A 21798-nucleotide genomic window follows, 5' to 3' on the forward strand; every position below is an offset into this window, starting at 1 on the left:
TGCAGAACCGCATCAAAGCGTGATGGCGCGTAAACGGTCTCGCGTAGAAACAATACCCCTGGATAATGGAACCCATGGCTTTCCGTCGCCGGCCCCTACCCCAAGCCGCTCGTCTGAAAAACCTGCGCGTCGTATGTCAGCGAAATCCACGAAACCCAATGGTTACCCGGCACCATCCGGCCGGGAAAACGTTTGCCATGCGACCAGTCGACACATAGCGCCCATGACCAGGATGTGACCACTGTCATGCATTAACACATTTGTCGTGCCGACAACCGAAAATCGCGCATGGCAGGTGCTATGTTTATGTTCCCGGCGGCCGCATCGATGTGGCCACCCGCTCATCACGTCCGGGGACGGACAAGGAGGCTGGCATGAACAAGATGACGTTCCCCAACGCCTGCCAGGTGATGCGCTGGCATTTCCATCCATTGGGTTTCGAGGCCAGCATGGATGCGCCACGCAGCATGGTCGCGCGGCTGTTCGACCGCGCCAGCGGTGAAACCTTGCTGGCGATTGCGGGCATCCCCTGTGCGGCGATCATGCCCGCTGCCGATGTAGAGCGCATCATCGAGGCCGTCGAGGCGGAAATGGATGCCTTCATACCCGCCTTTACCCTGCGCGATGCAGTCTAGGCGCTGTTTTCATCGCAGCTTCACCGAGTATCAAGGCTTTTCATACAGAGCTTAGCCCGCAGCGGTGAATTCCGGGCCCATGGCCTGCAACTTGCTCATGAACTGCTCGGCCGGCACGGGCTGGCCCAATAGGTAGCCCTGCAACGAATCACAGCCCAGACGGGTCAGGAAGTCCTGCTGCTTGTCGGTCTCAACCCCCTCGGCAACGATACGCAGGCCCAAGGCCTGGCCCAGTGCGACAATTGCCGAAACAATCGCTGCATCGTCACTGTCCTGCTCCAGGTCGCGCACGAAACCGCGGTCGATTTTCAGCTCGTTGGCTGGCAGGCGCTTTAGGTACATCAGGCTGGAATAGCCCGTGCCAAAGTCATCAATGGACAAGTCCACGCCCATGTCGGACAGGCGCTGCAGCACGGTCAGGCTGGCGTCGGCATCGTGCATGGCGGTGGTTTCGGTAATTTCCAGTGTCAGGCAGTTGGCCGGCAAGCCGTTCTGCTGCAGGGCACGGGCCACGCTGTCGACCAGGCCGGCGTGGCAGAACTGGATAGCCGACAGGTTCACCGCCATGCGCCAGCCAAGGTGGCCCTGGTCCAGCCACTGACGCATCTGACGGCAGGCCTCGATGAGTACCCACTCGCCAATGGGGATGATCAGGCCGGTCTTTTCCGCCAGGCCGATGAAGCGGTCAGGCAGCAGCAGGCCTTGCTGCGGGTGCTCCCAGCGCAGCAGTGCTTCGGCACCAATCGGCTGGCAGGTATGGGCGTCGAACTTGGGCTGGTAATGCAAGCGGAACTGGCGCTGCTCCAGCGCCAGACGCAAGTCCTGCAGCAACTGCAACTGCTGGCGAGCATTGCTGTTCATCGACACATCGAAGAAGCTGTAACCGTTCTTGCCAGCGCTCTTGGCATGGTACATGGCCGCGTCGGCGTTACGCAGCAGCTCGTGCTGGTCCTGGCCGTTGCCCGGGTACAGGACGATGCCCAGGCTCGCTGACAGTTGCAGGTCGTGCTCGGCCACGCGGAAAGGCCGGGAAACCAGGTTGACCTGCTTGACCGCCACGTCCATGGCATCGTTCGGTTCCTGCAGTTCCACCAGCAGAACGAACTCGTCGCCACCAATCCGTGCCAGCGTGTCCTGGCTGTGCAAGTGGCCGCGCAGGCGGGCCGCCACTGCCTTGAGCAGAAGGTCTCCGATATGGTGGCCAAAGGCATCGTTGACCGGCTTGAAGCCGTCCAGATCAATGAACATCAGGGCAAAACAGCCGCCCTGCTCCGCCACTTTGGCGATGGCCTGTTCGATGCGATCGGCGAGCAAGGTACGGTTGGGTAGACCCGTGAGGGTGTCGTGCAGGGCCAGTTGGGTCAGCTCCTGGTTGGCCAAGGTCAGCGAACGGGCCAACTCGGCAGTACGCGCCTCCAGGCGAGCATCCAGCACCGAAGTCAGCAGAGCCACTGCCAGTACTGCCAGCGTGGTGATCAGCACCAGGTAAACCAGGCTGTCACCCTGCAGCCCGCCCCCCAACGCGCCGCAGAAGCTGCCCTCGGGGAAGTTCGCCGCTGCCATGCCGGTGTAATGCATGCCAACGATGGCAAAGCCCATCACCACTGCCGCCAGGCCACGGATCTGCCGTACATAGGGGGTGTGTTTGCGCAGGCGGAAGGCGATCCACAATGCCGCCGCCGAGGCGCCTACGGCAATCAGCAGCGAAGCACCGAACAACGTCGGGTCGTAGTCGATGCCCGGCAGCATGCGCAGTGCGGCCATGCCGGTGTAGTGCATGCAGGCAATACCCGAGCCCATGATCAGCGCGCCGAACCCCAACTGCAGCGCTGGCAGGCTCGGCTGGCTGACCAGCCACAAGGCAAAGCCCGAGGACAGCACAGCGATCAGCAGCGAGAACGCGGTCAGGGCCAGGTCGTAACCCAAGTCGATGGGCAAGCTGAAGGCAAGCATGCCAATGAAGTGCATCGACCACACGCCGATGCCCATGGCCAATGCACCGCCGCCCATCCACAGGTAGGCAGCGCGGCCCTTGGCCGTGGCGATGCGGCCAGTCAGGTCAAGAGCGGTATAGGATGCCAGGATCGCCACGCACAGCGAAATCAACACCAGCGAAGAAGAGTAGCTACCGGTCAGCATTGAAAGTTCCAGCGCCGGAACAGGGGGCCGGCAAAAGCTGACGATTGTACTCAAGCTTAAGCGAAACGCACGGGGTTTTTGCGAATGGGGATGGGCCCAATAACCGCAAATGCGCCCCTCTGCGCGTGGTCAATTCTGCTCGGCAAACGCCTGCTCTGCATCCCAGCCGCCGCCCAACGCGGCCACCAGTTGCACACTGGCCACCAGGCGCCCTTGCAGCAGGTTCAGCACGCTGCGCTCGTTGCTCAGCGCCGTGGTTTGCACGTTGACCACATCCAGATAGCCGATCAGCCCGGCGCGGTACTGGTTCTCGGTCAGGCGCAACGACTCGCGGGCAGCATCGAGCGCCTCTTGGCGCACCACGGCTTCATCGCCATACACTTTCAGTTGAACCAACAGGTTTTCCACTTCCCTGAAGCCGTCCAGCACGGTCTGGCGGTACTGCGCCACCGTCTGGTCATATACGGCCACCGTGCGGTCGACCTCGGCGCTGCGTTTGCCGGCGTCGAACAGGGTCAGCGCCAACTGCGGGCCTACCGACCAGTAGCGGTTGGGCAGCTCGATCCAGTTGCTGAAGCTGCTGCTGGAATAACCGCCACTCATGCTCAGGCTGAGGTCCGGGAAGTAGGCTGCCCGCGAGACCCCGATGTTGGCGTTGGCCGCCATCACGTTGCGTTCGGCCGCAGCGATGTCCGGGCGGCGCTCCAGCAGTTGCGAAGGCAGCGAAACCGGTATTTGCGGCAACGCGGGAATAGTCTTGCTGTCGGTCAGGGCGAAGTCGGCCGGAACCTTGCCCAGCAGCACGGCGATGGCATTTTCGAACTGCGCACGCTGCCAGATCAGGTCGATCAGGTCAGCCTGGGTGCTTTTGAGCTGGGTGCGGGCCTGGGCCACGGCATCCGGGCCGGCGACCCCGGCACGGTACTGGTTTTCGTTCATTCGCAGTGAGCGTTCATAAGCCGCCACGGTGGCTTCCAGCAAGCGCTTCTGCTCATCGATAACCCGCAATTGCAGGTAGTTCTGCACCAGTTCCGACTGCTGGCTCAGGCGGATAGACGCAAGGTCGGCGAAACTGGCTTCGGCACTGGCCTCATTGGCATTCAGGGTTTCGCGCAGCTTGCCCCACAGGTCGATCTCCCAGCTCACGCCCAACTGGGCGTTGTAGGTGTTGCGAATGCCACTGCTGTTATTGGACAGGCTGGAACTGGAGCTGCCGGTTCCCTGCGCCGAGCGGTTCTTGCTGGCGCTCAGGTCCAGACTGGGGAACAGCGCCGCACGGCTGCTGCGCACCAGCGCCTGGGCCTGGCGATACTGGGCTTCTGATTGCGCCACGGTCTGGTTGCTGCGGTTGAGCTCTTCGACCAACGCGTTGAGCCCGGCATCGCCGTAGATTTCCCACCAGGCGCCGCGGGCGATGGCGTCGGACGGCGAGGCCTGGGTCCAGCCTTCGGCGTGCTTGAACTGCGCCGCCGTGCTGTTCAGCTCGGGGCGGTGGTAATCGGGGCTCAGGGTGCAGGCACTGAGCAAGGCCAGGCACAACCCGGCGCCGAGCAGGCGCGAGCCACGGCCACGGGCCAGTGCTTGCAGTGCACGATGAAGTGGGGTCTGGGCAAAAGTCATAGCGGGGTTTCCAGGGCGGCGTCGGTGCGCACGCCGCGCCAACGGTTGAAACGGTGGCGCAGGCGGTCCAGGTACAGGTAAACCACCGGCGTCGTATAAAGGGTGAGGATCTGGCTGAACACCAGGCCGCCGATGATGGTCAGGCCCAGCGGCTGACGCATTTCTGCGCCTTCAGCCTGGCTCAACAGCAATGGCAATGCGCCAAGGATCGCCGCCAGGGTGGTCATCAGGATCGGCCGCAGGCGTAGCAGGCAGGCCCGGCGTATCGACTCTTCCGGCGAAAAGCCCTGATGGCGCTCCAGTTGCAGGGCCAGGTCGATCATCAGGATGGCATTTTTTTTCACCACCCCGATCAACAGGAACAGCCCAAGCAACGAGATCAGGCTGAACTCGCCACCGGTGACGTACAGCGCCAGCAAGGCTCCGACGCCCGCCGAAGGCAGTGTCGAGAGAATGGTCAACGGGTGAATGTAGCTTTCATACAGAATGCCCAGCACCAGGTACACCAGCAGCAGTGCGCCAAGGATCATGAATGGCTGGCCCTGCTGGGTCTTAGCAAAGGCATCGGCAGTGCCGCCGAGCTTGGCAATCACCTCCTCGGGCAAGCCCAGCTTGGCCACCGCGCGCTCCAGCGCCGCCATGGCCTGGTCGGGGCTGTAGCCCTCGGCGACGTCGAAAGCGATGTCTTCCGAAGCGAACTGGCCTTCGTGGCTGACCCGGTCGTTGGCCAGGCTGTTCTCGTAGTGGGCGATGGTCGACAACGGCACCCGGGCACCGTCGGCGGTGATCACCTGCACTTGCTCCAGCGTGCTCGGGTCCCAGGCGTATTTCGGGTTGATCTCCAGCACCACCTGGTACTGGTTGAGGCTGTCGTAGATAGTGGAGATCTGCCGCTGGCTGTAGGCGTTGTTCAGTACCGCGGTGACCATGTCCATGTCGATGCCCAGGCGCTTGGCCTGGTCACGGTCGACCACCAGCGTCACCTGTTGGGTACCAGCACCATCGCGGGCGTCGATGGCGGTCAGCTCAGGCAGTGCACGCAGCGCCGCGACCACCTTGGGGAACCATTCGCGCAATGCCGAAAGATCGCCGCTTTGCAGGGTATACAGGTACTGCGAAGAGGTCTGGTCACGCCCACCGCCACCCAGTTGCAGGTCCTGGTCGGCCATCAGGAACAGGCGCCCGCCGGGCACTTTGGGCAGTTCCTTGCGCAGGCGCTCGATCACCTTCTGCGCATCGATCTTGCGCTCGCTGATCGGTTTCAGGCGCACCAGCACAAAAGCGTTGTTGGTACCGCTGTTGCCACCGATGAAACCGGCGACGCTCTGTACTGCCGGGTCGGCCAGCAAGGCCCGGCGGTAGATTTCCATCTTCGGCTGCATCACGCTGAACGACAGGCCGTCGTCGCCCCGGATGAAGCCCATCAATTGGCCAGTATCCTGCTGGGGCATCAACGTCTTGGGCACCACCACGTACAGGGCGATGTTGACGCCGATGGTGGCCAGCAGGCTGAGCAGGGTCAGGCGCTTGTGGCGCAGGGCCCAGCCCAGGCTGCGGTCATAGGCAGCAACCATGCGCTGATGCAGCTTGTCGCTCCAGCGCTGCAGGCGGCTCTGCTCGGCCTGGTGCGGCTTGAGCCAGCGGGCGCAGAGCATCGGTGTCAGGGTCAGCGACACCACCAGCGAGACGATGATCGCCGCTGCCAGGGTGATGGAAAACTCCTGAAACAGGTTGCGCACGATGCCACCCATGAACAGGATGGAGACGAACACCGCCACCAGCGACACGTTCATCGACAGCAAGGTGAAGCCCACTTCCTTGGCGCCCAGGTAGGCCGCCTTCATCGGCGGTTGGCCGTTCTCGATGTGCCTGGAGATGTTTTCCAGCACCACGATGGCATCGTCCACCACCAGCCCGGTGGCAAGGATCAGCGCCATCAGCGACAGGTTGTTGAGCGAGAAACCGCACAGGTACATGACCGCGAACGTACCCACCAGCGATACCGGCACCGCCAGGCTGGGGATCAGCGAGGCGCGCAGGCTGCCGAGGAACAGGTAGACCACCAGAATCACCAGCACCACGGCGATCAGCAGGGTGTGCTCGGCCTCTTTGAGGGTGGCCTTGATCACGGGCGAGCGGTCCATGGCCACGTTCAGTTGCACGCTGGCTGGCAGCAACGACTGCAGTGCCGGAAGCTGCGCCTTGATCTGGTCGACCGTTTCGATGATGTTGGCGCCGGTCTGGCGGTTGACCACCAGCAGCACCGCTGCCTGGTCGTTGAAGAAACCGCTGTTGTAACGGTTTTCAACACCGTCGGTGACGGTCGCCACGTCAGACAGGCGCAGAATGGTGCCGTTCTGCTGGCGAATCACCACCGGCTCATAGTCCTTGGCGCTTTCCAACTGGTCGTTGGCCCGCACCTGCCAGTTGCGCTCGGCGTCCTCGACAAAGCCCATGGGCCGGCGCTGGTTGGCGTTGGACACCGCAGTGCGCACCTCGTCCAGCGACAGGTTGTACTGGTTGAGCAATTGCGGCTCGACGGCAATGCGCACGGCCGGCAGCGAACTGCCACCGATCTGCACCTCCCCTACCCCCGATACCTGAGCCAGGCTCTGTGAAAGGATGGTGTCGGCCAGGTCATACAGCTGGCCTTTCTGCAACACATCCGAGGTCAGCGACAGCACCATGATCGGCGCCTGCGACGGGTTGATCTTCTTGTAGGTGGGCATGCTGCGCATGCCACTGGGCAGCAGGTTGCGGGTAGCGTTGATCGCCGCTTGCACCTCACGGGCTGCGCCATCGATGTCACGGCCCAACTCGAAGCCGATGACTACCCGTGTCGAACCCTGGTTGGAGCTGCTGGTGAGCGTAGTGACGCCGGCGATGCTGCCCAGCTTGCGCTCCAGCGGTGTGGCCACGGTGGACGCCATGACCTCGGGGCTTGCACCAGACAGGTTCGCCGACACCACGATCACCGGGAAGTCCATTTGCGGCAGTGGCGCCACCGGCAGCAAGCCAAAGCTGACCCCGCCCAGCAGCATGATCGCCAGGCTCAACAGCATGGTCGCCACCGGGCGACGGATGAAAGGCCCGGACAGGTTCATGCCTGGGCCTGCTTCACGTCAGTGGCCGGGCGCAGGCGGCGGGCCAGGCGATCGAAGTACAGGTAGATGACCGGAGTGGTGAACAGCGTCAGCACCTGGCTGACCAGCAACCCGCCGACCATCACCAGGCCCAGTGGCTGACGCAGCTCGGCGCCGGAACCGGTGGCAAGCATCAGCGGCACCGCACCAAACAGCGCGGCCAGGGTGGTCATCAGGATCGGCCGGAAGCGCAGCAGCGCCGCCTGGTAGATGGCATCGCGCGGGCTCATGCCCTGATTGCGCTCAGCCTCCAGGGCGAAGTCGATCATCATGATCGCGTTCTTCTTGACGATACCGATCAGCAGGATGATGCCGATGATGGCGATCATGCCCAGGTCGTTACCGCTGATGAGCAAGGCCAGCAAGGCACCGACCGCCGCCGACGGCAGGGTCGAGAGGATGGTGACCGGGTGGATGTAGCTTTCGTACAGCACCCCCAGCACGATGTACATGGTCACCACCGCCGCCAGAATCAGCAGCAAGGTACTCGACAGCGACGCCTGGAAGGCCTCGGCCGCACCCTGGAAGCGGGTTTGCACGCCCAGCGGCATGCCGATGTCCTTCTGCACCTGCTCGATCACCTGCACGGCTTCGCCCAGCGATGCGCCGTGGGCCAGGTTGAACGACAAGGTCACCGCCGGGAACTGGCCAATGTGGGAAATAGCCAGCTGCGCTTGACGCTGCTCGATCCGCGCCAGCGCCGAAAGGCGCACCTGACCGCCATCGGTGGCCTTGACGTGGATCGACTCCAGCGCCTGCGGGCCGATCGTGGCGGCGTCTTGGGACTGCAACACCACGCGGTACTGGCTGGCCTGGGTGTAGATGGTCGAGATCTGCCGCTGGCCGAAGGCGTCGTACAGGGCATTGGTGATCTGCGACACGCTGATCCCCAGGCGGCTGGCCATATCACGGTCGATCACCAGGTACACCTGCAAGCCCTTGTCCTGCAGGTCGCTGGCCACATCGGCCAGTTCCGGGCGCTGCTGCAGCGCCTGCACCAGCTTGCCGCTCCACTGCGCCAGCAGGTCGGCGTCCGGCGACGACAAGCTGAACTGGTACTGGGTACGGCTGACCCGGTCCTCGATGCTCAGGTCCTGCACCGGCTGCATGAACAGGCGGATGCCCACCAGCCGGTCGACCTGCGGCTGCAGGCGGCTGATCACTTCGCTGGCGCTGACATCGCGCTCGCCGTGGGGCTTGAGGTTGATCAGCAGGCGACCGCTGTTGAGCGTGGCGTTGTCGCCATCTACGCCAATGTAGGACGACAGGCTTTGCACGGCCGGGTCTTGCAGGATGACCTTGCTCAGGGCCTGCTGACGTTCGCTCATGGCGGCGAACGAGGTGGACTGCGGCGCTTCGGAAATACCCTGGATCACCCCGGTGTCCTGCACCGGGAAGAAGCCCTTGGGCACGACCATGTACAGGAACACCGTGAGCACCAGGCTGGCCACCGCCACCAGCAAGGTCAGCGGCTGATGCTTGAGCACCCACTGCAGGGCACTGCCGTAGTGCTTGATCAGCCAGTCGATCCAGGCGCCACTGGCACGGTAGAAGCGGCCTTGCTCTTCTTCCTTGGGCTCGCGCTTGAGCAGACGCGCGCACATCATCGGCGTCAGGGTCAGGGACACCACCAGGGAAATCAGAATGGCCACTGCCAGCGTGATGGCGAACTCGCGGAACAGGCGACCGACCACGTCCGCCATGAACAGCAGCGGGATCAGTACCGCAATCAGCGAGAAGGTCAGCGAAATCAGGGTGAAGCCAATCTGTCGGGCGCCCTTGAGCGCCGCCTGCATGGGCGTCTCGCCCTCTTCGATATGCCGGGAGATGTTCTCCAGCATGACGATGGCATCATCGACCACAAAGCCGGTGGCGATGGTCAGGGCCATGAGCGTCAGGTTATTGACCGAGAACCCGGCCAGGTACATGACCCCGAACGTCCCGATCAGCGACAGCGGCACGGCAATCGACGGAATGAGAGTGGCGCTGAAGCGGCGCAAGAAAACGAAGGTGACCATCACCACCAGAACGATGGCGATGAGTAGTTCGTGCTGCACGTCCTTGACCGCGGCGCGAATGGTCTGGGTGCGGTCAGTCAGCACCGACACATCGAGGCCGGCCGGCAGGTTGTCGGTGATCGACGGCAGCAGACCCTTGATGCGGTCGACCACTTCGATCACGTTGGCGCCCGGCTGACGCTGGATGTTCAGCAGCACAGCATGGTTCTGGTTCGCCCAGGCGGCCAGCCGCTCGTTTTCGGCGCCGTCGACGATTTCGGCCACATCCTTCAGGCGCAGCGGCGCACCGTTGTTGTAGGCCAGGATCAGGTTGGCGTATTCCTCGGGAGAGCGCAGTTGGTCGTTGGCATCGAGCATCGACACCCGGGTCGGGCCGTCGAAGTTGCCTTTGGGCTGGTTGACGTTGGAGGCACCGATCAGCGTGCGCACGTCATCCAGATTCAAGCCATTGGCCGCCAGGGCGTCGACGTTGACCTTGATGCGTACCGCCTGGCGCTGGCCACCGGCAATGCTGACCATGCCCACGCCGCTGATTTGCGCAAGCTTTTGCGCCACGCGGGTATCGACCAGGTCGTTGAGCTTGGGCAGCGGCATGGTCTTGCTGGAGATGGCCAGGGTCAGCACCGGGGTGTCGGCCGGGTTGACCTTGTTGTACACCGGCGGTGCCGGCAGGTCACTGGGCAGCAGGTTGCTGGCGGCGTTGATCGCGGCCTGTACCTGTTGCTCGGCAACGTCCATGTTCATGTCGAGGTTGAAACGCAGGGTCAGCACCGACGCGCCGCCAGAACTGGTCGAAGCCATCTGTTCCAGGCCCGGCATCTGGCCGAACTGGCGCTCCAGTGGCGCGGTGACGGCGCTGGTCATCACCTGCGGGCTGGCGCCGGGGTACAGGGTCATGACGCGAATGGTCGGGTAATCCACCTGCGGCAAGGCGGAAACCGGCAGCAACTTGTAGGCGATCAGGCCGGCCAGCACGATGGCCAGCATGCTCAGCGTGGTGGCGACCGGGCGCAGGATGAACAGGCGCGACAGGTTCATGCGCCCGCCTTGCCTACTGCGTTGCCAGGTTGTGCTTCACCTGTTGTTTGGGCCGCACCCTTGGCTTCCTGCCCTTGCAGGTGCTGGCCTGGGCTGGTCGGCACTTGCGAGCTGTCTTCGACCACTTCCACCTGGGTGCCTTCGCGCAGGCGGTCGGTGCCTTCCAGCACCAGGCGGTCGCCGGCCTTCAGGCCGTCGAGAATGACGCTGTTCTCGCCATCGCTGGCGCCCACCTTCAGCTTGCGGACATTGACGGTGCTCTGCTCGTTGACCACATAGGCGAAGGTGCCATCGTTGCCGAACTGGATGGCCGCGGCCGGGGCCATGACCACCTGCTTGAGGGTGTCGGCCAGCAAGCGCACGTTGACGAACTGGTTGGGGAACAGGGCCAGGTCCTTGTTCTCGAAGCGGCCTTTGAACTTGAGTGTGCCTGTGGTGGTGTCGATCTGGTTGTCGATGCTGCCCAGCACACCGGTGGACTGCAGCTTGCTGTCACTGCGGTCCCAGGCCTCGACCGGCAGGCTGGCGCCACTGCGGTAGCGCTCCAGCACAGTGCTCAGTTCGGTTTCCGGCAGGGTGAAGGCGACGTTGATCGGCTCGGTCTGGGTGATCACCACCAGCGCGGTGGTGTCGTTGGCGGCCACCAGGTTACCCAGATCGAGCTGGCGCAGGCCCACCCGGCCACTGATCGGCGCACGGATCTGGGTGAAATCGAGGTTCAGGCGAGCGTCGTTGACCTGTGCCTGATTGGTCTTGACCAGCCCCTGGAACTGCGCAACCTGGGCTTGGGCGGTGTCCAGGGTTTGCTTGGCGATGCTGTCTTCGGCGTACAGGCCTTTATAGCGGGCCAGGTCGACCTGGGCGTTTTTCAACTGCGCCTGGTTCTGCGCCAAGGTACCTTCGGCCTGCTGCAGGGCGATGCGATAAGGGCGCGGGTCGATTTCGGCCAGCAGGTCGCCGGCCTTGACGCGCTGGCCTTCCTTGAAGTGGATTTTCACAAGCTCGCCAGCCACACGGCTGCGCACATTGACTGTATTGGTCGCGGTGACCGTGCCCAAGGCTTTGTAGTAGAGCGGGAAGTCGCCTGTCCGCACCGGTACGACGCGCACCGGCACCGGGTCGCTGGAGCCGCCAAAACCTGGCCGACCGCCCATCATGCCCTTGCCACCGCGCCCGCCACTGGCTTCTTTATGCGCAGGCGTCGCTGCAGGCCACAGCCACCAGGCCAGTGCAGCCACCAGCAGCAGGATCAGCAGGCCGACGAGCCAGCGACGGAGGGAACGGGAATTGGACGCTTGCATGGGTTGAACGAACCTTGTTCGGAATGACGACTTGGGGAGGATGAACGATAAGCACTGCCATCGTTTTAGCAAAGGGCCTTTACCAGAGGTTTACCTTTGCCTGACGTTGCCAAGAGGCGGAATTTTAAATGAAAACGGCCCGGAACGTGTTCCGGGCCGTTACAGGGTGTTGCTTGGAGCGGTGGCGGGCCTGAAGGTTCGGTTGCCTGGTCTGGCCCTTTCGCGGGTGAACCCGCTCCTACGGGGATGTCACAGCCTTTGAAAACTGTGCCGCACGTTGTAGGAGCGGGTTTACCCGCGAAGAGGCCATCACAGGCTACAGACGCCCGCCCTGCCCCACGCAATCCTTACTTCAGTACAGCCAGCGCCGCCTCGTAGTTCGGCTCGTCAGCAATTTCGCCAACCAGTTCGCTGTGCAGCACCTTGTCGTTCTCGTCCAGCACCACCACGGCGCGGGCGGCCAGGCCGGCCAGCGGGCCGTCGGCGATGGCTACGCCGTAGTTTTCGAGGAACTCGCGACCACGCAGGGTCGACAGGTTATTCACGTTGTCCAGCCCCTCAGTGCCGCAGAAGCGTGCCTGGGCGAACGGCAGGTCAGCCGAGATGCACAGCACCACGGTGTTGGCGACGTCGTTGGCCTGGGCGTTGAACTTGCGCACCGAGGTGGCGCAGGTCGGGGTATCGACGCTCGGGAAGATGTTCAGCACCTTGCGCTTGCCGGCGTAGTCTTTCAGCGACTTGTCAGCCAGGCCTTCACCTACCAGGGAGAAAGCCGGAGCCTGGGCGCCGGCCTGTGGCAGGTTGCCGTTGACCTGGACCGGGTTGCCTTTGAGGGTCACTTGAGCCATGACGAAATCCTTATGCGGGGTTTGAAAAGGACACTGAGTTAAGCATGAAGGCAGCCGGGTGCCTATGGGGGCAGGTGAAATTGTTCTATTGCCGGACGATTTTTGTGGACAAAATGACGAGCCCCGACTGTCACGGCCAGTTGCTTCACGGCTGCCAATAAGCCCTCGGCAGGAACCTACAACGCTATCAGAAATTTCGCCACTCAGTTCGGCTTGTGCATCCTCAAGGCAGCGCTACCATCAGACGCCTGACAACAAGGGGAATACATAGATGAACGCTACCAACACGAGACCTGAAAAACCGGCCAGCCTGGCTCGTGGTTAGCAGCGTGCACCGCCCCGCTGGTTCGCTTCGGCGCTATCTGTGTTCGACGCTGCTGATTCTGTTATGTCTGCTGGGTGCGTTTCCCCTGGACGTGATCCTCCCGTCATTCCCTGCGCTGGCCAATGAGTTTCGAGTCGACACAAAACAGATTGCGTACTCGGTGAGCTTTTTTGCTGTTGGTGTGGCCATGGCGCAAATCGTGATCGGCCCACTGTCGGATGGCATCGGGCGCAAGCGTTTGTTGCTCGCTGGGTTGAGCGTATCCATTGTGGGGGCGCTCGGTTGCGTATTTTCAACCCATTATGAAACGTTCATGGCCTTTCGCTTGGTGCAGGCCCTGGGTTGCGGCAGCCTCGTGCTAGGCCAGGCGCTTGTGCAGGACCTCTACAGCGGTACACAACGCAATGCCATGCGCATCCTGTTAACAAGCGCGAGCGGGTTGTTCATCTCCCTGTCACCGCTGGCAGGTGCTTTGCTTCAACAGTCGTTTGGCTGGAAGGCAAGCTTTACGGTATTCGTGATCATCGCTGCAATCGTTTCACTTTTATCGTGTGTGCTGCTTCATGACACACCTGCGGCGCGCGACCGGGCGCCAAGCATGTCCAGTTATCGGGTGATGCTGCGAGACACGGACTATCTCGCGCATTCCATGCTGTCCAGCCTCGCCTTTGCCTGCCATTTTTCCTTTATCGTCATAGCGCCCTTGCTGCTGATGGGCAGGCTGGAGCTGACGGCCTATCAATTCTCTCTGGTCTTTATCGGCTATGGGTTGGCATACATCGCCGGCGGCATGGCTGCGACCTACTTGAACAGTCGCGTAAGCCCGCAAACTCAAATAAAAGCAGGCTTGCTGCTTATAAGTACTGCGGGCATTACCCTTTTGATGTGGGGGCGGGTAGCAGGTTTATCTGTGCTGGGGGTTCTACTGCCGATGATTGTCTGTACCACCGGGACAACCTTGGTACGCCCCGCCGCAACAACCCAGGCTTTGGCGCGCTATCCGAGTCAGGCAGGTGCGGCAGCGTCGCTCAATGCGACATTGCTGTTCGCCGGTGCCGGTTTGACGAGCAGTGTGGTCGCAGCTTTGGAAAGCGAGCTACCGGCAGGCTTGGGCATGCTGTTCGTGGTGGTCAGCCTTTGCGGGTGGTGGCTGCTTGCACGCACCAAGAACGATGGAATGCAACGCTGTTGAAACCTTGATCAGGCAGAAAAATGCCCGGGTGACGACAAGCGCCCCGGGCATTCTTGAATGAAACGGGTGAATCAGCTTACAAGGCCGTACACCACCGAAGTCAGCGCAACCAGGCCGACCACAACGACGAACACGTTGGAGGCCGCACCGCTGTACTTGCGCATCGATGGCACACGGCGAATGGCGTACATCGGCATCAGGAACAACAGCACCGCGAGGATCGGGCCGCCGAGCGACTCGATCATGCCGAGAATGCTCGGGTTGAGCGTGGCAACGATCCAGCACACCACCAGCATCAGTGCAGCGACCACGCGGTCCAGGGCTTTGGCGCCCGGACGCGCACCGGTCTTGGCGATGATGCCCTTCAGGCCTTCGCTGGCACCGATATAGTGGCCGAGGAACGACTTGGCGATGGCCACGAAGGCGATCAACGGCGCAGCGAACGCGATGGTCGGGTTGCTGAAGTGGTTGGCCAGGTACGACAGGATCGACAGGTTCTGCGCCTTGGCTTCGGCCAGCTGGGCGCTGCTCAGGGTGAGCACGCAGCTGAACACGAAGAACAGCACCATCGCCACCATCAGCAGGTGGGCACGACGCAGGATCTGGCCGCTACGCTCGTCGGCGTGCTCGCCGTAACGGCGCTTCTGGTCGACGGCAAAGGCCGAAATGATCGGCGAATGGTTGAACGAGAACACCATCACCGGAATGGCCAGCCACAGGGTGTGCAGGAAGGCCGAGGCCGGCGGCACCTCTGTGGCGCTGTCGAGAATGCCACCGGTCCAGTGCGGCACCAGGTACAGGCCCAACAACGCCAGAGCGACGATGAACGGGTAGACCAGCAGGCTCATGACCTTGACCGTGGCCTGCTCCCCGCAGCGCACGATGGCCAGCAGGCCGAGAATCAGCACGAATGACAGGATTGCCCGTGGCGGCGGCTGCATGTGCAGCTGGTGTTCCATGAAGCTGGACACGGTGTTGGTCAGCGCCACGCTGTAGATAAGCAGGATCGGGAAGATCGCGAAGAAGTACAGCACGGTGATCGAGGCGCCGGCGGTGACGCCGAAGTGCTCCTTGACCACTTCGGTGATGTCGCCGCCATCGCGCCCGGAAAGGACGAAACGGGTCAGCCCGCGGTGGGCGAAATAGGTCATCGGGAAGGCCAGCACGGCCAGGATCAGCAGCGGCCAGAAGCCGCCAAGGCCCGCGTTGATCGGCAGGAACAGTGTCCCGGCGCCGATGGCTGTGCCGAACAGGCCCAGCATCCAGGTGGTGTCTTGACGCGCCCAGGTGCCTAGGGTGGCGGGGGTCGATTCTGCAAAGCGTTGTTCAACGCTTGGGGCCTGCTCATTCATTCCGGGTGAAGCTCCACTCGCAAGACTGCAACAGGCTGAGAATGGCGAAATAGACGTTTCGCCCAACTCAACCGGAAAAGAGGGGCGCGATTGTGCACGGAAAGGTTGCACTTGCGAAGCCCTTTTCCGAGGAGCGGTTGCACTTGTCTTTACAAGCGGAAGGCATTGCTGGTGTCGTTCGATGGAATGTAGCGGCCTGGGGGCCTGTGGGGCCGCCTGTGGGAGCCGCCTGTGGGAGCGGCCTGTGGGAGCGGCCTTGCGTCGCGATAGGGCCGCAAAGCGGCCCCAGCAATGTCAGCGGCAAAGCTGCAATCGTGGGGGCGCTCCGCACCCCTTTCGCGACGCAAGGCCGCTCCCACAAAGTCCAACCGCGCCCCGCAGGAGGGTCCGTGGCTGGCGAGTTACTTCTGAACGGCAGCGAACGCTTCGGCAACCCGTTGCAGGTTGGCCGGGCGCAGGCCGGACATGCACACACGGCCGCTGTCGATCAGGTAAACGCCGAACTCGTCACGCAGGCGACGTACCTGCTCGACGCTGAAGCCGGTGTAGCTGAACATGCCGCGCTGGCGCAGGAAGAACTGGAAGTCCTGGCCCGGCAGCAGCACGGCCAGGGCATCGACCAGCGCCTGGCGCATGTCAAGGATACGCTTGCGCATCACTTCGACTTCTTCGGCCCACTGGGCATTCAGGCCAGCATCGCTCAGTACGCCGGCAACCAGCTGGGCGCCGAAGTTGGGCGGGCTGGAGTAGTTGCGGCGCACGGTGGCCTTCAGCTGGCCAAGCACGCTCTGGGCAGTGGCCTCGTCATCGCACACCACCGACAGGCCGCCCACCCGCTCACCATACAGCGAGAAGATTTTCGAGAAGGAGTTGCTGACCAGGCACGGAACGCCCGCACGGGCCATTTCGCGGATAGCGTAGGCGTCTTCTACCAGGCCTTCGGCGAAGCCCTGGTAAGCGATGTCGAGGAATGGGATCAGCTGGCGCGCCTTGACCACTTCGACCACTTGTTGCCACTGGTGCTGCTCCAGATCGGCACCGGTAGGGTTGTGGCAGCACGGGTGCAGCAGCACCACGCTGTTGGCCGGCAGGCTCTGCAAGGTGGCCAGCATGCCGTCGAAGTCCACGCCACGGGTGGCCTGGTCGAAGTACGGGTAGGTGTGGACCTTGAAGCCTGCACCTTCAAAGATGGCGCGGTGGTTGTCCCAGGTCGGGTTGCTGACCCAGACTTCAGACTGCGGGAAGTAGCGCTTGAGGAAGTCGGCACCGACCTTCAGGGCGCCGGAGCCACCCACGGTCTGTACGGTGGCCACCCGGCCGCCGGTCACGGCCGGGTGATCGGCACCGAACAGCAGCGCCTGAATGGCTTGGCGGTAACCGGCCAGGCCTTCCATCGGCAGGTACAGGGAGGCTTCGTGGTCCTGACCGGCAATGCGTTTTTCCACCGCATCCACCGCCGCCAGTTGCGGCACCACGCCGGCCTCATCGTAGTACAGGCCAATACTCAGGTTGACCTTGTCGGCGCGCGGGTCGGCCTTGAAGGTTTCCATCAACGAGAGGATCGGGTCGCCGGCATAGGCATCGACATGTTTGAACACAGCGTGCAGCTCCTTGGATCAGGACGGTACGGAAAGTCAGCCCTGAGCATACCCGGAGTGAGGGCTCAGGAACATCCACTATTGTGCAAGGTTGTCTATGCAACATTGCATGGCCGGGGTTAAGGGCTGGATTCTTTGCGGGTTAACCCGCGAAAGGGCCAGATCAGCCAAGCAGCTCTTTCAGGCCTTGCAACTCCTGCTCGGTCACTGCCACCCCCTCCTCTTCGGCCACCTCACGCTCACGATAGCGCCGCTCACCCGGCATCCGGGTCAGCCCGACTGCCTGCATCTGCTCCACCAGTTCGCGGCTGCGCTGGGCAAAGCGCTCGCCCTCGGCCTTGCCTGGGTCGATGACGATGATCAACTGCCCGGTCCATGGCGTTTTCGCCCCGGGATGCCCGGACCAATCGAACTCCCAGGAGAAATGACCGCCGGTCAGCGCCGCCGCCAGCAGCTCGACCATCATCGACAACGCCGAGCCCTTGTGCCCGCCAAATGGCAGCAGGGCGCCGCCTTCCAGAATCGCCTTTGGGTCGGTGGTCGGCTGGCCATCGGCGTCCACCCCCATGCCCTCCGGCAATTGCTGGCCGGCACGCGCGGCAATTTGCACATCGCCATGGGCCATGGCACTGGTGGCCATGTCGAAAACGATCGGGTCATGCTCAGCGCAAGGCGCAGCAAAAGCGATGGGGTTGGTACCGAACAGTGGCTTGCGCGCACCATGCGGCACCACGCACGTCATGCTGTTGACCACGCTGAGGGCTACCAGGCCCTCTTCGGCGAACGGCTCTACATCCGGCCACAACGCAGCGAAGTGGTGCGAGTTGTGGATCGCCAGCACGGCAATGCCTGCGTTGCGTGCCTTCGCCACCAACAGCTCACGGGCCGCCGCCAGTGCTGGCTGGGCAAAACCGCCCGCAGCATCGACACGCACATAACCGGCGGCCACGTCGCTGACCTGTGGCGTGGCCTGGCCATCGACCCAGCCGCTGGCCAAGGTCGAGACATAACCGGGCATGCGGAACACCCCATGGCTATGGGCGCCATCACGCTGGGCGCTGGCGCAGTTGTGGGCCAGCACCCGGGCCACGGCCTCGCTGCACCCATGGCGCTGGAAAATGGCCTGCAACAGGCTTTGCAGCTCGGTAAACGGCATGCGCACAACGGTGCTGGTGGCAGGTGCGGACATCTGAAGCTCCTTGTTGATTTTGGAATGGCTACAGCGTTGCAACGACAAAAACTTTCCTTCATGTGACAGCAATCTGTCAAATGTTGACTTGATGACAGAAAACATTCATTTTCTTCCCAAGCCTCACCCCTGGAGCCGCAGCATGAGCCAACTGATCAAGCAACGCCTGGAAAACAGCCTCGAAGGGGCCGCTGCCTCGGGTCGCAAGATCGCCACCTACATGCTTGCCAACCTGCACGAACTGCCGTTCCAGACCTCGGCCAGCATTGCCGCCAAGCTGGGCGTCAGCGAATCCAGCGTCGGGCGCTACTGTCGCTCACTGGGTTATGCCCACCTCAAGGCGCTTAAGCAAGACCTGCAGAACGATCTGGGCGATGGCCCGTGGCTGGTGGGTGATCGCTTGCAAGATTACCGCCAGAACCAGGACGCCAGCGACAACGCCGGCAGCCTGGAGCTGGAAATCGCCGCCCTGGTGCGCGTACACGAGTACCGCCAGAGCCCGGCCTGGCACAACGTGGCGCAACGCCTGGCGAGCAAACCGCGAGTGTTCATCGCCGGCTTCCAGACCGAGCGTGGCATCGCCATGTGCATGAGCCACCTGCTGCAATACCTGCGCGATGGTGTGCAACTGGTCGACATCAGCGCCGGGCACTTCGGCGAAGTGCTGCTGGGCCGTGCCGAAGACAGCGCTCTGGTGGTGTTCGAGGCGCGCCGTTATTCCCGCCATGCCCTGATGCTGTGCCAGAAGGCGCGCGAGGCTGGCATTGCGGTCACCTTGGTGACCGACACTTTCTGTGACTGGGCGGATGCCAATGCCGACGAGGTGTTCCGCATCCCCACCGAGTTCAACCTGTTCTGGGAATCCACCTCGACGATGTTGTCGTGGGTGCATCTGATGGTCAACGAGGTCTGCAAGAAGCTCGGGCCAGATGTTGAAAAACGCTTGGAAGCAACTGCCGCTCTACATAACGAATTCGTCGGCTACACCTCGTGGTCGACGGGCAAACAACAATAGCAAGAGTGCAATGAGGTGCAGAGATGAACAAGTCCATGGCCTTGGTGGGTGCGTGCGCCCTGCTGCTGGCGGGTGCCGCCAGCGCTGAAACCCTGCGGTTCGCCACCGAGGGTGCCTACCCGCCCTTCAACTATGTAGACGCCGATAACAAGCTGCATGGCTTCGATGTCGACATCACCCATGCCCTGTGCGAACAGATGAAAGTCGAATGCACGCTGGTGGCCCAGGACTGGGAAGGCATCATCCCCGCCCTGATGGCGCGCAAGTATGACGCGGTGGTAGCGTCGATGATCGATACCGAAGAGCGACGCAAGAAGATCGCCTTCACCGACCGCTACTACCGCACGCCCCTGACCGTGGCGGTTGCCAAGGACAGCAAGATCGACAGCGCCCAGACCGACTTTGTCGGCTACACCGTCGGTGCGCAGTCTTCGTCCACCCAGGCCATCTACGCCGAAGACGTGTATGGCAAGGCTGGTGCCGACGTGAAACTGTACCCGACCATGGACGAAGCCAACGCAGACCTGGCGGCCGGCCGCCTGGACGGTGTGATTGCCGACAAATTCCCGCTGCACGAGTGGATGAACAAGAACGGTGGGGATTGCTGCAAGATCCTTGGCGACGTGGCCGACACCAAGGCCGATGCCGCCATCGCTGTGCGCAAGGACGACGAAGCCCTGCGCCAGCGCCTGAATACCGCGCTGCAACAGATCGTGGCCAACGGTACCTATCAGAAGATCGCCAGCAAGTATTTTGCTTTCGATATCTACAACTGATCTTCAGGAAGTTGTGCGAACGCCCTGTGGGAGCGGCCTTGCGTCGCGATAGGGCCGCGTAGCGGCCCCGATAATCTCTGCAGTTGCATAAACCCTGGGGCCGCTACGCAGCCCTATCGCGACGCAAGGCCGCTCCCACAAGGCCGCATAACCTGCCCAAGAGGTTCGTCATGCTCGATCAATTGTCCTTGCTGTCTTTCGCCAGCGGAGGCTGGGGCCAGGCGTTGCTGGCCGGCGCGCTGGTTACCGTTTCCCTGGCCCTGGCCTGCCTGCCCATCGGCCTGCCACTGGGCCTGGTGGTCGCGCTGGCGGCGCGCTCACGCAAACGCCTGCCACGGGCCTGGGCCACCACCTTTTCTACCGTGTTCCGCGGCCTGCCCGAGCTGCTGACGCTGCTGATCATCTATTACGGCTGCCAGATCGCCGCGCAGAAGATCCTCGCCGCCATGGGTTATCAAGGTGAGTTCATCATCAACACCTTCCTCGCCGCGATGATCGCCTTCAGCCTGGTGTTCGCCGCGTTTTCCAGCGAGATCTGGCTGGCCGCCTTCAAGACCCTGCCCAAGGGCCAACTGGAAGCCTGCTCGGCGCTTGGCCTGAGCAAGCGCACCGGTTTCTTCAAGGTGTTGCTGCCGCAACTGACCCGCATCGCCCTGCCCGGCTTGTCCAACAACTGGCTGTCGCTGCTCAAGGACACCTCGCTGGTGTCGACCATCTCGCTGGTCGACCTGATGCGCCAGACCAATCTGGCGGTCAGCGTAACCAAGGAGCCGATGTTCTTCTACGGCGTCGCCTGCCTGGGCTACCTGCTGTTCGCAGCACTGTCCGGGCGCGTGTTCGCCTACATCGAACGGCGCAGCAACCGCCACCTGCAAGGAGCACGCGCATGAGCTTCGATCAACTGCTGGCAATGGTGCTCGACCCCGACCTGCTGGAGCGCTACGGCCCACGCTTCATCGACGGCCTGCTGGTCACCGCCAAGCTGGTGGCAATTTCCTTCAGCCTGGGCGCTGTGCTCGGCCTTCTGCTGGCACTTGCGCGCATGTCTCGCAGCCTGTTGCTGCAGCGCATGGCTGCCGGCTACGTGTACTTCTTCCGCGGCTCGCCGCTGCTGGCGCAATTGTTCCTGCTGTATTACGGCCTGGGTTCGCTCAAGGGCTTCTGGCAGGACGTCGGCCTGTGGTGGTTCTTCCGCGAAGCGTGGTTCTGCACCTTGCTGGCGTTCACCCTGAACACCGCCGCCTATCAGGCCGAGATTTTCCGCGGCAGCCTGATGGCGGTTGCACCTGGCCAGCATGAAGCGGCGCGGGCGCTGAACCTGAAACGCTCGACCACCTTCTTCAAGGTGATATTGCCGCAGTCGCTGCTGGTGGCCATCGGCCCGCTGGGCAACGAACTGATCCTGATGATCAAGGCCAGTGCGATCGCCTCGCTGGTGACGATCTACGACCTGATGGGCGTGACCAAACTGGCCTTCTCGCGCAGTTTCGACTTCCAGATCTACCTGTGGGCCGCCGTGCTCTACCTGGTGATCGTCGAACTGGTGCGGCGCCTGTTGAAACACCTGGAAGCCCGCCTGGGCCGCCACCTGAACTGACCGAAGGATACG

The 21798-nt window shown here is 62.7% G+C and carries 15 protein-coding genes; 6 read left to right on the forward strand and 9 right to left on the reverse strand.

From position 1 onward, the window contains the following. The first annotated feature begins 374 nt into the window (after positions 1-374). Positions 375-635, forward strand: a complete 261-nt coding sequence (locus ACF8RA_RS18685; protein WP_176683290.1) for a DUF1652 domain-containing protein — start codon at positions 375-377, stop codon at positions 633-635. A 51-nt stretch (positions 636-686) separates the two neighbouring features. Here the strand turns inward: ACF8RA_RS18685 and ACF8RA_RS18690 are convergent, their stop codons facing one another. From ACF8RA_RS18690 to tpx, 6 genes are all read right to left on the reverse strand, one after another. Next, positions 687-2774, reverse strand: coding sequence for a putative bifunctional diguanylate cyclase/phosphodiesterase (locus ACF8RA_RS18690; protein WP_392515429.1), 2088 nt, complete (start codon positions 2772-2774; stop codon positions 687-689). A 129-nt stretch (positions 2775-2903) separates the two neighbouring features. After that, on the reverse strand, positions 2904-4394 hold the full coding sequence (locus ACF8RA_RS18695) for an efflux transporter outer membrane subunit (protein WP_392515428.1): 1491 nt from the start codon (positions 4392-4394) through the stop codon (positions 2904-2906). Continuing rightward, positions 4391-7498 (reverse strand): efflux RND transporter permease subunit, encoded by a 3108-nt coding sequence (locus ACF8RA_RS18700; protein WP_176683287.1) that lies wholly within the window; start codon positions 7496-7498, stop codon positions 4391-4393. The genes ACF8RA_RS18695 and ACF8RA_RS18700 overlap by 4 nt, the downstream gene beginning before the upstream one ends. Continuing rightward, positions 7495-10593, reverse strand: a complete 3099-nt coding sequence (locus tag ACF8RA_RS18705) for an MdtB/MuxB family multidrug efflux RND transporter permease subunit (protein ID WP_392519421.1) — start codon at positions 10591-10593, stop codon at positions 7495-7497. The genes ACF8RA_RS18700 and ACF8RA_RS18705 overlap by 4 nt, the downstream gene beginning before the upstream one ends. Continuing rightward, positions 10590-11894: an MdtA/MuxA family multidrug efflux RND transporter periplasmic adaptor subunit gene (locus ACF8RA_RS18710; RefSeq protein WP_392519422.1), complete on the reverse strand. Its 1305-nt coding sequence runs from the start codon at positions 11892-11894 to the stop codon at positions 10590-10592. The genes ACF8RA_RS18705 and ACF8RA_RS18710 overlap by 4 nt, the downstream gene beginning before the upstream one ends. Before the next feature lie 347 nt (positions 11895-12241). Continuing rightward, positions 12242-12742 carry a thiol peroxidase gene (tpx, locus tag ACF8RA_RS18715; protein ID WP_176683284.1) on the reverse strand — a complete coding sequence of 167 codons (501 nt, stop codon included), beginning with the start codon at positions 12740-12742 and terminating at the stop codon, positions 12242-12244. 329 nt (positions 12743-13071) lie between these two features. Here tpx and ACF8RA_RS18720 point away from each other — a divergent pair, with 329 nt between their 5' ends. Further along, positions 13072-14259 (forward strand): Bcr/CflA family efflux MFS transporter, encoded by a 1188-nt coding sequence (locus tag ACF8RA_RS18720; RefSeq protein WP_392519423.1) that lies wholly within the window; start codon positions 13072-13074, stop codon positions 14257-14259. 71 nt (positions 14260-14330) lie between these two features. Here the strand turns inward: ACF8RA_RS18720 and ACF8RA_RS18725 are convergent, their stop codons facing one another. From ACF8RA_RS18725 to ACF8RA_RS18735, 3 genes are all read right to left on the reverse strand, one after another. Then, complete coding sequence (locus tag ACF8RA_RS18725; RefSeq protein ID WP_176683282.1) at positions 14331-15611, reverse strand: serine/threonine transporter; 1281 nt, start codon at positions 15609-15611, stop codon at positions 14331-14333. Positions 15612-16012: 401 nt separating this feature from the next. Continuing rightward, on the reverse strand, positions 16013-17209 hold the full coding sequence (locus ACF8RA_RS18730; protein WP_392488029.1) for an aromatic amino acid transaminase: 1197 nt from the start codon (positions 17207-17209) through the stop codon (positions 16013-16015). A gap of 163 nt (positions 17210-17372) precedes the next feature. Next, positions 17373-18398: an Ldh family oxidoreductase gene (locus ACF8RA_RS18735; RefSeq protein WP_176683281.1), complete on the reverse strand. Its 1026-nt coding sequence runs from the start codon at positions 18396-18398 to the stop codon at positions 17373-17375. A gap of 142 nt (positions 18399-18540) precedes the next feature. Between ACF8RA_RS18735 and ACF8RA_RS18740 the strand changes: the two genes are divergently transcribed. The 4 genes from ACF8RA_RS18740 (at position 18541) to ACF8RA_RS18755 (ending at position 21786) form a co-directional block, all read left to right on the forward strand. Further along, positions 18541-19413 carry a MurR/RpiR family transcriptional regulator gene (locus tag ACF8RA_RS18740; RefSeq protein WP_012052078.1) on the forward strand — a complete coding sequence of 291 codons (873 nt, stop codon included), beginning with the start codon at positions 18541-18543 and terminating at the stop codon, positions 19411-19413. A 23-nt stretch (positions 19414-19436) separates the two neighbouring features. Further along, positions 19437-20189 carry a transporter substrate-binding domain-containing protein gene (locus tag ACF8RA_RS18745; protein WP_176683280.1) on the forward strand — a complete coding sequence of 251 codons (753 nt, stop codon included), beginning with the start codon at positions 19437-19439 and terminating at the stop codon, positions 20187-20189. Positions 20190-20359: 170 nt separating this feature from the next. Further along, positions 20360-21079: an ABC transporter permease gene (locus tag ACF8RA_RS18750; RefSeq protein ID WP_021781693.1), complete on the forward strand. Its 720-nt coding sequence runs from the start codon at positions 20360-20362 to the stop codon at positions 21077-21079. Continuing rightward, positions 21076-21786 (forward strand): ABC transporter permease, encoded by a 711-nt coding sequence (locus ACF8RA_RS18755; RefSeq protein ID WP_176683278.1) that lies wholly within the window; start codon positions 21076-21078, stop codon positions 21784-21786. Before ACF8RA_RS18750 ends, ACF8RA_RS18755 begins: the two co-directional genes overlap by 4 nt. Positions 21787-21798 lie beyond the last annotated feature (12 nt).

The organism is Pseudomonas sp. FYR_5 (assembly GCF_043106315.1).
GTDB classification, from domain to species: domain Bacteria; phylum Pseudomonadota; class Gammaproteobacteria; order Pseudomonadales; family Pseudomonadaceae; genus Aquipseudomonas; species Aquipseudomonas putida_Y.